General features: G+C 71.5%; 9 protein-coding genes. 5 read left to right on the forward strand and 4 right to left on the reverse strand.

The window, feature by feature from the left end; genetic code table 11:
• Positions 1-126: 126 nt before the first annotated feature.
• From AB0I69_RS44080 to mtnA, 4 genes are read right to left on the reverse strand one after another with little or no spacing between them, the layout of a single operon-like run.
• Positions 127-1965, reverse strand: a complete 1839-nt coding sequence (locus AB0I69_RS44080; RefSeq protein WP_363101458.1) for an LpqB family beta-propeller domain-containing protein — start codon at positions 1963-1965, stop codon at positions 127-129.
• Positions 1955-4033 (reverse strand): MtrAB system histidine kinase MtrB, encoded by a 2079-nt coding sequence (mtrB, locus tag AB0I69_RS44085; protein WP_363101459.1) that lies wholly within the window; start codon positions 4031-4033, stop codon positions 1955-1957. Before mtrB ends, AB0I69_RS44080 begins: the two co-directional genes overlap by 11 nt.
• A gap of 1 nt (position 4034) precedes the next feature.
• A complete protein-coding gene (gene mtrA / locus AB0I69_RS44090) occupies positions 4035-4724 on the reverse strand; it encodes a two-component system response regulator MtrA (RefSeq protein ID WP_187284748.1) in 690 nt (229 codons plus the stop codon).
• A gap of 8 nt (positions 4725-4732) precedes the next feature.
• Entirely contained in the window at positions 4733-5872 is a 1140-nt protein-coding gene (gene mtnA, locus AB0I69_RS44095) for an S-methyl-5-thioribose-1-phosphate isomerase (protein WP_363101460.1), read from the reverse strand.
• 140 nt (positions 5873-6012) lie between these two features.
• On the opposite strand from mtnA, the gene AB0I69_RS44100 reads away from it, so the two are divergent.
• From AB0I69_RS44100 to AB0I69_RS44120, 5 genes are read left to right on the forward strand one after another with little or no spacing between them, the layout of a single operon-like run.
• Positions 6013-7359: a hypothetical protein gene (locus AB0I69_RS44100; protein WP_363101461.1), complete on the forward strand. Its 1347-nt coding sequence runs from the start codon at positions 6013-6015 to the stop codon at positions 7357-7359.
• 4 nt (positions 7360-7363) lie between these two features.
• Positions 7364-8149, forward strand: coding sequence for a DUF4129 domain-containing protein (locus AB0I69_RS44105; protein ID WP_363101462.1), 786 nt, complete (start codon positions 7364-7366; stop codon positions 8147-8149).
• Positions 8146-9339 (forward strand): DUF4350 domain-containing protein, encoded by a 1194-nt coding sequence (locus AB0I69_RS44110; RefSeq protein ID WP_363101463.1) that lies wholly within the window; start codon positions 8146-8148, stop codon positions 9337-9339. Before AB0I69_RS44105 ends, AB0I69_RS44110 begins: the two co-directional genes overlap by 4 nt.
• Complete coding sequence (locus tag AB0I69_RS44115) at positions 9336-10328, forward strand: MoxR family ATPase (protein WP_363101464.1); 993 nt, start codon at positions 9336-9338, stop codon at positions 10326-10328. The genes AB0I69_RS44110 and AB0I69_RS44115 overlap by 4 nt, the downstream gene beginning before the upstream one ends.
• Positions 10328-11638, forward strand: a complete 1311-nt coding sequence (locus AB0I69_RS44120; RefSeq protein WP_363101465.1) for a DUF58 domain-containing protein — start codon at positions 10328-10330, stop codon at positions 11636-11638. The genes AB0I69_RS44115 and AB0I69_RS44120 overlap by 1 nt, the downstream gene beginning before the upstream one ends.
• The last annotated feature ends 138 nt before the right edge of the window (positions 11639-11776 follow it).

Genomic DNA, 11776 nt, shown 5'->3' on the forward strand with positions numbered 1-11776 from the left:
GCCGTCCCCCACACGAGTGCGGAGCCACCCCGCAACACGCGAGCGGCCGTCTCCGCCGAGCCTCAGCCCGGCCGGAGACGGCCGCTTCTCAGTACCTCACTCACCCCAGATGGACCGGCGAATGTCTCACCCCGGATAGACCGGCGCCGACCCCGCCTTGACCACCTTCTGCCACTGGGCCCCGGTCGGCAGCCGTACGATCCCGTCCTCCGAGTAGGCCACCAGCGGCAGCTTGTCGTCCTCGGACGCGGCGATCTCCTTCACCCCGGTCAGAGCCGCGGGTGCCGGGCCCTCCGGGGTGGAGCCGTCGACCTGGACGTACCGCATCTGCAGCACGCCTCCCTGCGCGCGCCCCACCACCACGAGCCGGCTGTCCCCGGCCCACGACATGGCCGTGATCTCCTCCAGGTCCGGGGTCGCGGACCGCAGTTCGAGGACCGAGACCACCGGCGGCTCCCCGGTCGCCCCGCTCCGCTGGATCCGCCCGATGAGCAGCGACCGTTTGCCGTTCTTCTCCACGACGAGTGCGATCCGCACCCCGTCCGCGGCCACCCGCACCGACTCGATACGGCCGTCCAGCCCCGGCGTCTCCACCGCGATCGGCTGACCCGCGCCCTTCTGCAGCATGAGCAGCCGGGGGTTCTTCGGGTCCCGGTCGGCCACCCAGAGGTCGCCCTGCGCGTCCCAGCTGGGCGCCGTCAGCCGGTCCGCCTCCGTCTTGCCCTGGCTGGTCAGCACGGGGTCCCCGAGCGAGGCGCCCGACACCATCGACCCGACGTAGAGCGACTTCCCGTCGAGGCCGACGCCGGCCGCGGTCTCCTCGTCACGCGACACCGCCACCGATCGCAGCTGCTTGTCGCCCTCGCCCAGCGCGCCCGGCACCGGGACGACACTCGTGCCATGGCTGCCGCTGGGTATCCGCACCAGCCGGTGCTTGTCGTCGAGGAGGTACAGGTACTCGGGGCGCTTTATGGGGCCGTGTGCCGCGAAGCCCTTCGCGCTGTTCTCGGCGAACACGCACAACTGCGCGCCGTTGGCGGCCTGCAGCTCGACCTCGTCCACCGTGGGCGTCATCGTCTGGAGCGTGTAGAGGATCTGCGTCGCCATCTCGTTGCACCGGGTCAGCCCCACCCGCGAGGCCTTCTGGTTCAACGGGACCGTCAGCTTGTTCTGGTCGTCGGGGGTCAACGAGGTGACCCCCTTTCGCAACGCCGTCCCGGTGGGGAAGCTCGACCTGACCACCGGCCCGAGCCAACTGGTCGGCCCGTTCAGGAGCGAACGCACCATCTGCGTCATGGGGTCCACCCGCCGCCGTACGAACACGGGGTCCGCCACAGCGATCGGCTGTGAGGTCGTCCCGGCCGACGTGTTCGACGCGAAGTAGTACTTGTTGACCGACATGTAGTTGCGCTGGAAGTCCGAGTTGCCCATGACGACGCCCTGCGGCAGCCCGTCGATGCGCCACTGCCCGCTCTTCGCATCCTTCGTCAGGTGTACGGCCTTGCTGTACTTCCCGTCCGCCGGCGCGTACGCCTGCTGCGAGTCCACCGTGGCGACGCGGTCGCCGGTCAGTGTGTACGTGAAGGTGCCGGTGTCCTCCCGGCCGCCGGGAGGCCGCAGGACCTCCGTGCTCGGGCCGTCGGCGAGCACCGTGGTGGACAGTTCCGGCTGCCAGTTCCGCGCCGCCTTGGCGGTCAGGTACATGCGTGCCGTCTTGTAGTGCGGATCGTCGCTGGTCAGCGCCTCCAGGAAGCCCTGCACGATCTCCCCCTGCGACGCGTCCTCCTGGGGTGGCATCGCGAAAACCCGCACCTGGGTGTCCTGCCGCGGCGTCGACTCGACACCCCGGAGGTCCCCGCTGTCGGGCATCGAGGCACATCCCGCCAGCACTACGACGCCACATGCGACGTACGCCGCCGCGCGTGCCGGCTTCCGCCGAGCGCCTCCCTCGCGGTCAGCGCCCACGAGATGCCTCCCCCTGCTTGTTCGAGTCCTCCGGCGCGGCGGCCGGGTCCGTGCTGCGCGCGCTGTCGCTCCGAAGAGTGTCCGCGGGCGACCGCTCCTCCTGCCGCCGGGTACCGCCGGTCGGCCGGGGCACCACGCGCGCGCCGTTGCCGGGCAGCGCCGTCGGGTCCGCGGTGGGAGTGGTGAGCCTCGGGTTGATCGGGGCCCGCGAGGGTATCGGCGGCACCTGGTCGCCCATGGGCTGCACCGGCACCGTCGCGCGCTTGTCCCCGCCCCCGCTCGGCAGACCGGCGTCGCTGAGTCCGCGGTTACGGCGTGAGTCCTTGGGCTCCAGGGGTATCGGCGAGCCCCGTAGCGGTTCGTCCGCGGTCCGCGGCAGCGTCAGCCGGAACTGCGAGCCGCCGCCCGGCTCACCCCACGCCTGCAGCCAGCCGCCGTGCAACCGCGCGTCCTCCAGGGCGATGGACAGCCCCAGACCCGTACCACCGGTCGTACGCGCGCGTGCCGGGTCCGCCCGCCAGAAGCGGCTGAACACCCGGGTCGCCTCACCGGGCTTGAGCCCGACTCCGTAGTCGCGCACCGCGATGGCGACGGCCCCGCCCGCGGTGGCGAGCTTGACTATGACGTCCTTGCCGTCGCCGTGTTCGACGGCGTTGACGACGAGATTGCGCAGCACCCGCTCCACCCGGCGGGCATCGGCCTCGGCGACGACGGGCTGCTGATCGCCGACGACCCGGATCTGCGTGCCCTTGCGCTCGGCGAGCGGCTCGGCGCCGCTGAGGACCCGCCGTACGACCTCCCTGAGGTCTATCGGCTCGGCCTCCAGGGCCGCCGCGCCCGCGTCGAAGCGGCTGATCTCCAGCAGGTCCGCGAGCAGCGTCTCGAAGCGGTCCAGTTGGTCGGCCAGCAGCTCGGCGGACCGCGCGGTCATCGGATCGAAGTCCACGCGCGCGTCATGGATGACATCGGCCGCCATCCGTACGGTCGTCAGCGGCGTCCGCAGCTCGTGCGACACGTCGGACACGAACCGCCGCTGCATCCGCGACAGGTCCTCCAACTGCTGGATCTTCAGCTGGAGGTTCTGCGCCATCTTGTTGAAGGCCTCGCCGAGCCGCGCGATGTCGTCCTCGCCGGTGACCTTCATCCGCTCCTGCAGCCGCCCGGCGGACAGCCGTTCGGCGATCCCGGCGGCCATCCGCACCGGGGTGACGACCTGCCGCACCACGAGCCAGGCGATGGCCCCGAGGAGTACGACGACGAAGAGCCCGGCCGTGGCAAGGGTTCCCTTGACCAGGCTGAGCGACTTCTCCTCCTGGGTGAGCGGGAAGAGGTAGTACAGCTGGTACGGATCGCTGTTCGGGTCGTTGACCTGCTTGCCCACGACCAGCGCCGGTTGGGACTCCTTGCCGTTGCTGTAGATGATGCGGGTGTAGCTCTGGGCCGCCGTCGTACTGTCGTTGACCCGCTCACGCAGGTCTTCGGGCACGCTCGCGGACGGGTCGACGTACCCGGAGCCGCGCGGGCTGCGTCCGCCGCCGCTGTCCACGCCCGCGGGCAGCGTGACCACGTCGAAGGCGCCCTGACCGCCGCTGGACAGCGACGACACGAGGTCGCTCATCCACTGGATGACGTTCTGCGAGGAGCTGCCGTCGGTCGCGGAACCGTCGTCGGCAGTGCCGCTGGCCGCCTCGTCGGCCCTCTGCTTGGCCACGGCGAACCCGCCCGTGGCCTGGCTCTGCGAGGCCTTCACCTTGGCGTCCAGCAGGCCGTTGCGCACCTGGCCGATGACGACGAAGCCCAGCAGCAGGACGACGCCCAACGACATCAACAGGGTGGTGGCGACGACCTTGAGCTGGATGTTGCGCCGCCACAACCGCATGACCGGCAGCAGCGGCCGGCGCACCCAGCGCATGAACAGGCGGAGGACCGGGCTGCCCTGGACACCGCCCTGCAGCAGCCCGCCCTCCAACAGGCGTCCCCAGCGGGAGCCCGCCGCCGTCCGGCCGACAGGCCGCCCCGCGCGGGCCCCGGATCCCCCGGACACCGAAGCGGCACTGTCCCTGGACATGTCAGCTCGGTCCCGCCTTGTAACCGACCCCACGGACGGTCACCACGATCTCCGGCCGCTCCGGGTCCTTCTCGACCTTGGAGCGCAGCCGCTGGACATGCACGTTGACCAGCCGGGTGTCCGCCGCGTGCCGGTAGCCCCAGACCTGCTCCAGGAGCACCTCACGCGTGAACACCTGCCAGGGCTTACGGGCCAGCGCGACCAGCAGGTCGAACTCCAGCGGCGTCAGCGCGATCGACTGCCCGTCCCGCTTCACGGAGTGACCGGCCACGTCGATGACCAGATCGCCTATGGCGAGCTGCTCGGGCGCCGGCTCCTCCGACCTCCGCAGCCGCGCCCGGATCCGGGCGACCAGCTCCTTCGGCTTGAACGGCTTCACGATGTAGTCGTCGGCGCCCGACTCCAGGCCCACCACGACATCGACGGTGTCGCTCTTCGCCGTGAGCATCACGATCGGCACCCCGGACTCCGCCCTGATCAGGCGGCACACCTCGATACCGTCCCGTCCGGGCAGCATCAGGTCCAGGAGCACCAGGTCGGGCTTGCTCTCACGGAAAGCGGCCAGCGCCTTGTCGCCGTCGGCTACGAAAGACGGCTCAAAACCTTCACCACGCAACACAATGCCGAGCATCTCGGCCAGTGCGGTGTCGTCATCGACGACAAGGACTCGTCCCTTCATAAACGACATCATCCCATTAACTAAATCGTTACCTGTCGTGACCTGTCACACAGCTCTGCAAGCGCCTCTGCCGTCACGGGCGAAACGGCACCTTCTTCGGTGACGATCGCCGTCACCAGCTCGGGAGGCGTCACGTCGAACGCCGGGTTGTACGCCTGGGTCCCCAGGGGTGCCACCGGAATTCCCCCTCCCGGTCCCGACATCGTCACTTGGGGTGACGTGATCTCCGTCACCTCAAAGCCGGGGCGCTGTTCCACCTCGATGGACGCCCCGTCCGGCGTGTCCGGATCCACCGTCGTCACCGGCGCCACCACGATGAACGGCACATGGTGATACCTGGCGAGCACGGCGAGCGGATAGCTCCCCACCTTGTTCGCCACCGAACCGTCGGCGGCGATCCGGTCCGCCCCGATCAGCACCGCATCCACCTCCCCGGCCGCGAACAAAGAGCCCGCCGCGTTGTCCGTGAGCAAGGTGTACGCCATACCGTTGCGCGCCGCCTCATATGCCGTCAGGCGAGCACCTTGCAGCAACGGGCGCGTTTCGTCCACCCAGAGCCGCCTCAGCCGCCCGTCCCGGTGCGCCGCGAGCGCGACCGCGAAGGCCGTGCCCTCACCCCCCGACACCAGCGCCCCGGTGTTGCAGTGCGTCAGAATCCGGTGCCCACCGCCGGGCAGCAACTCGTCCAGCAGTGCCAGCCCGTGCGCGGCCATCCGTGCGCTGGCCTCGGCATCCTCCCGGTGCAACCGCCGCGCCGCCGCCAACGCTGCCCCGGCCGCCTGCTCCGGGCCACCTCCCTTGGCCACCGCTTCGCGGTGCGCGGCCTGGGCCCTGCGCACGCCGACGGAGAGGTTCACCGCGGTCGGCCGGGCGCCCGCCAACGCGATCGCGGCCTCGTCCACGTCGAAGCCCCGCGCGGCGGCGAGCGCGACGCCGTACGCCCCCGCGATGCCGAGCAGCGGCGCCCCGCGCACCGCCAGCGAGCGGATCGCGTCCACCAGCGCGGACGCGTCCGTGCACACGAGCTCGACCTCCTCGGCCGGCAGTCTCGTCTGGTCGAGGAGGACCAGCACAGGACCCTCGGGAGGCTCGTCCCAGCGGATCGCGGGTATCTCGGTCGGCCGGCCGCCCTCGCCGGATTGCGCGTACTGATCAGCCATGCGGTCAGTCTGCCCCGTATCCGGCGGACAATTGAAGGTGTGCAGCCCATACCGCGGCCGGTCACGGGTCGGCCACCCCATGGCACGATGGCTGCCAACCTGCCGCCGCGCCCGCGGACGGGCACCGTGAAGGAGCGACGATGAACGACACTCCGGGCTGGGCCTCGCCCGGATCCGCCCCGCCCGACGGGCCCGAGCCCGGCGCGTCCGGTCCCGCTGACGGCCCCGGCCCCGCACAAACCGCGGACCAGCCGGGCACGGACCCGTCGGGCCACGGCCCGCAGTGGTCCAAGGAGCAGCCGCCCCCCGCCCAGTGGTCCGCGCCCACCGGCGCCCCGGGCCAGGGCCAGGCACCACCGCCCCCACCGCCGGGCCCGGGCTGGGGCGGCGGCCACCCCGGCGGCCCGGCCGGCCCCGGAGGCCCCGGGGGATACGGCGGCCCTGGCGGCTACGGCGCTCCCGGCGGCTGGGGAGCCGGCTGGGGCGGTCCCCCGCCCGCGGCCAAGCCCGGTGTGATCCCGCTCCGCCCGCTCGGTGTGGGCGAGATCCTCGACGGCGCCGTCTCCACCATGCGCACCTACTGGCGCACGGTCCTGGGCGTCTCGCTCAGCGTCGCGGTCGTCATGCAGACCATCGTCGTCCTCGTCCAGGGCTTCGCCTTCAGCGACCTCACCAGCACCAACGCCCTGGACGACCCGAACGCCAGCGCCTCCGAAGTGACCCGCGGCATGAGCGAGGCCTTCCTCAGCACCGGCGTCGTCTACCTGGTCGTCCTCATCGGCACGGTCGTCGCCACCGCCCTGCTCACGACCGTCACCAGCCGCGCCGTGCTCGGCAAGCCGGTGACCGCCGGAGAAGCCTGGCGCGACGCCCGCCCCCAGGTGGTCAAGCTGTTCGGCCTGATCATCCTGCTGATCCTCATGGCCATCGCCCTGATCGGCGTCCCCACCGTGCCCGGCATCGTCGTGGCGGTCACCGGGTCGCAGGACGCGGGCATCGCGCTCGCCGTCATCGGTGGCCTCGTCGGCTGCGTCCTCACCCTCTGGCTGGCGATCCGCTTCTCCCTGGCCTCGCCCGCACTGATGCTGGAGAAGCAGGGCATCGTGAAGTCGATGAGCCGCTCCGCCAAGCTGGTGCGCGGCTCCTGGTGGCGGATCTTCGGCATCCAGCTGCTCGCCCAGATCATCGCGAGCATCCTGTCTTCCATCCTCGTGATCCCGTTCGCCCTCATCGCCGGACTGCTGAGCGGCGACGGCCTCAGCGGCCTCGTCAACGGCACCGGCGACCTCGGCTGGACGTTCCTCATCATCAGCGGCGTCGGCTCGGTGATCGGCCGCATGATCTCGTTCCCGATCACGGCGGGCGTCACCGTGCTCCTGTACATCGACCAGCGCATCCGCCGCGAGGCCCTCGACCTCGACCTGGCCCGCGCCTCCGGCGTCCAGGACTACGGCACCGCCGCCCACGGCCCTACTCCCGGGAGTTGATGCGGTGAGCCTGGCGGGGGGAGTTCTCACAGCGGTACCCGCGGCGCTGCCGCACGCCGTCGAATCGACCGCGGGAGCGCTGCTGCGCGCCCACGGCACAGTCATACGGGCGTCGGCCCTCTCAGGCGACGAACCGCCGGTGACGATCCCGCGCGACCCCGCGCGGGAAGCGGCCCGGCGTGAACTGTCCAAGCAGATGTACCACGAGAACGACCCCAGCCTGGTGCAGCGGGCCATCAACGCCGTCTGGGACTGGGTCGACAAGCTGTTCGGCAGGGCGTCGGCGGCGACACCCGGCGGAACGGTCGGCCTGATCGTCGTCATCCTGGTCGTCCTCGCAGTCGGCGCCGCCCTGTGGTGGCGCCTCGGCACCCCGCACCGCCAACCCACCTCCGCCGCTGCCCTGTTCGACGACCGCCCCCGAAGCGCCGCCGAACACCGCTCGGCCGCCGAGGCACACGCCGCCCAGGGACACTGGAACCCCGCCGTACAGGAACGCATGCGTGCCATCGTCCGCTCCCTGGAGGAACGGGCCCTGCTCGATGTCCGCCCCGGCCGAACAGCCGACGAGGCAGTCGCGGAAGCAAGCCGTGCACTGCCGACGCACACGGACGAACTGCGCGCCGCCGCCGGACACTTCGACGACGTGACATACGGCGGACGCGGCGCGAGCGAACAGTCGTACCGTCGCATCGCCGACCTCGACCGCGACCTGGAGCGGACCAGGCCCGTCCTCACGAGCAGCGCCCACAGCACGGCCCACCACACCAGCCAGGGGGCCGCCGAATGACCACGGAGGCCGCGCTCCCCGCCACCTCGGCCTCGCCGACCGCCCGCCAGGTGTGGACCCGCGCGCGGGGCATCGTCCTCGCGCTCGTGATCCTCCTGGCCGCCGCCGTGGCGATAGCCGCGATCCGCTCCGACGCCCGACACGGCAGCCTCGACCCGCGCTCCGCCGATCCCTACGGCAGCCGCGCCGTCGCCGAACTCCTCGGCGACCGGGGCGTGTCCACCCGCGTGGTCACCACCCTCGCCCAGGCCCGCGCCGCGGCCGGCCCGGACACCACCCTCCTGGTCGCCGTCCCCGACCTGCTGACCAACCATCAACAGTCCGGCCTGCACTCGGCGTTCGCGAACTCCGGGAGCCGTACGGTCCTCGTCGCCCCCGGAGCCCCGTCCCTGGACCGGCTCGCCCCCGAGGTCACCACGGACTCCGGCCCCGGTCTCATGCCGCCGCTCTCCCCCGACTGCTCCCTGCCCGCCGCCCAGCGCGCGGGCGACGCGGAAACCGGCGGCTACCGGTACACGACCAGCGCCACCGGCGCCGACGAGTGCTACCCCAGCGACGGCATGCCGACCCTGCTCCGGCTCCCGGACGCATCCGGGGGCGGCGACACCGTCGTCATCGGCTCGCCCGACATCCTCCTCAACAACCGCCTCGACAAGCAGGGCAACGCCTCGCTCGCCCTCCAACTCCTCGGCTCCCGCCCCCATCTGGTCTGGTACCTCCCCTCGCTGTCCGACACCACGGCCACCGACTCCGGCAGCCAGAGCTTCTTCGACCTGCTCCCCTCGGGCTGGCTCTGGGGCACCTTGCAACTGTTCATCGCAGCAGGCGTAGCCGCCCTGTGGCGGGCACGCCGACTCGGCCCCCTGGTGCCCGAAAGACTCCCCGTGGCGATCCGCGCCTCCGAAACCGTCGAAGGCCGCGCCCGCCTCTACCGCAAGGCCAACGCCCGCGACCGCGCGGCCAACGCCCTGCGCTCCACCACCCGCACTCGCCTCGCCCCCCTCGTAGGCGTCCCCGTCTCCCAAGCGCACGCGCCCGAAGCCCTGCTCCCCGCGCTCTCCGCCCACCTCCACGGCGACGGACAGACCCTGCACGCCCTCCTCTTCGGCCCGCCGCCCAGCGACGACGCGGCCCTCATCGCACTTGCCGACCAACTCGACGCCCTCGAAAGAGAGGTACGCCGTTCATGATGGACCCGACCACTGACAACGCCGGGTACACAGGGGATGCGGGCACCGCCCGAGCCTCCCTCGAATCCCTGCGAGCCGAGATCGCCAAAGCCGTGGTCGGCCAGGACCCCGCCGTGACCGGCCTCGTCGTCGCCCTCCTCTGCCGCGGACACGTTCTCCTAGAAGGAGTCCCTGGAGTCGCCAAAACGTTGCTCGTGCGCGCCCTCGCATCCGCGCTCGAACTCGAAACCAAGCGCATCCAGTTCACTCCGGACCTGATGCCCAGCGACGTCACCGGCTCCCTGGTCTACGACACCCGCTCCGCCGAGTTCCGCTTCCAGCCCGGCCCGGTCTTCACCAACCTCCTCCTCGCGGACGAGATCAACCGCACCCCTCCGAAGACCCAGTCGTCCCTCCTCGAAGCGATGGAGGAACGTCAGGTCACGGTCGACGGCACCCCGCGCCCGCTCCCCGACCCGTTCCTGGTCGCGGCGACGCAGAACCCCGTCGAGTACGAGGGCACGTACCCCCTCCCCGAGGCCCAACTCGACCGCTTCCTCCTCAAACTGACGATCCCTCTCCCCTCCCGCCAGGACGAGATCGACGTCCTCACCCGCCACTCCGAGGGCTTCAACCCACGCGACCTCCACGCCGCCGGCCTGCGCCCCGTGGCCGGCCCCGCCGACCTCGAAGCGGCCCGCACGGCCGTCGCCAAGACGACGATCTCCCCCGAGATCACCGCCTACGTGGTCGACATCTGCCGCGCCACCCGCGAATCGCCGTCCCTCACCCTCGGCGTGTCCCCCCGCGGTGCCACCGCCCTCCTGGCCACCTCGCGCGCGTGGGCCTGGCTCACCGGCCGCGACTACGTCATCCCGGACGACGTGAAGGCCCTCGCCCTCCCCACCCTCCGCCACCGCGTACAGCTGCGCCCCGAGGCCGAGATGGAGGGCGTGACAGCGGACTCCGTCATCAACGCGATCCTCGCCCACGTCCCGGTCCCCCGCTGATGGCACTCACCGGACGCGCCGCCCTCCTCGCAGCCCTGGGCTCCCTCCCCGTAGGCATCTGGGAGCCCAGCTGGACGGGCATCCTGGCCGTCAACGTCCCCCTGGCGGTGGCCTGCGCCTGCGACTTCGCCCTGGCCGCCCCGGTACGCCGTCTGAGCCTGACCCGCTCGGGCGACACCTCCGTACGCCTGGGCGAATCCGCCGACGTCACCCTGACGCTCACCAACCCGTCCCGCCGCCCGCTCCGGGCCCGCATCCGCGACGCCTGGCCCCCCAGCAGCTGGCTCCCCGGCACAGAATTCGCAGCATCCCGCCACCACCTGACGGTCCCGCCCGGCGAACGCCGCCGCCTCACCACCCGCCTACGCCCCACCCGCCGAGGCGACCGCCACGCAGACCGAGTGACCATCCGCTCCTACGGCCCTCTCGGCCTCCTCACCCGCCAGGGCACCCACGCGGTCCCCTGGGCGGTACGCGTCCTGCCCCCGTTCACCAGCCGCAAGCACCTCCCGTCGAAGCTCGCCCGCCTGCGCGAACTCGACGGCCGCACCAGCGTGCTGACCCGCGGCGAGGGCACGGAATTCGACAGCCTGCGCGAATACGTCCCCGGCGACGACACCCGCTCCATCGACTGGCGCGCCACCGCCCGCCAGACCACGGTCGCGGTACGCACCTGGCGCCCCGAACGCGACCGCCACATCCTCCTCGTCCTCGACACCGGCCGCACATCGGCGGGCCGCGTCGGTGACGCCCCCCGCCTCGACTCCTCCATGGACGCAGCCCTGCTCCTGGCAGCCCTGGCATCCCGCGCCGGCGACCGCGTGGACCTCCTCGCCTACGACCGCCGGGTCCGCGCCCTCGTCCAGGGCCGCACGGCACGCGACGTACTCCCGTCCCTGGTCAACGCCATGGCAACACTCGAACCGGAACTCGTCGAAACAGACGCCCGAGGCCTGGCAGCCACCGCGATCCGCACAGCACCCCGCCGCTCCCTGATCGTCCTGCTGACAAGCCTCGACACGGCTCCGGTCGAAGAGGGCCTGCTCCCTGTGCTCTCCCAACTCACCCAGCGCCATACGGTTCTGGTGGCATCCGTGGCAGACCCGCATATCGCCCGCATGGCTACGGCCCGTGGAAACACGGAGGCGGTCTACGAGGCGGCGGCTGCGGCACGCGCCCAGACCGAACGCGACCGCACCGCGGAAAAACTCCGCCGGGCCGGCGTCACCATCGTCGACGCGACACCGGACGATCTCGCGCCGGCATTGGCGGACGCGTATCTGGCTCTCAAGAGTGCGGGACGCCTGTAATAAGAGGGCCTGCTTGAAAAGCAGAGCCTTTTACAGGACCCTTAAACGCAGAAAACCCCCGTACCGAATAAACGGTACAGGGGTTTTCGCAATATTTGTTCGGCGGCGTCCTACTCTCCCACAGGGTCCCCCCTGCAG

Source organism: Streptomyces sp. NPDC050508 (assembly GCF_040655155.1).
In the GTDB taxonomy this organism is placed as follows: domain Bacteria; phylum Actinomycetota; class Actinomycetes; order Streptomycetales; family Streptomycetaceae; genus Streptomyces.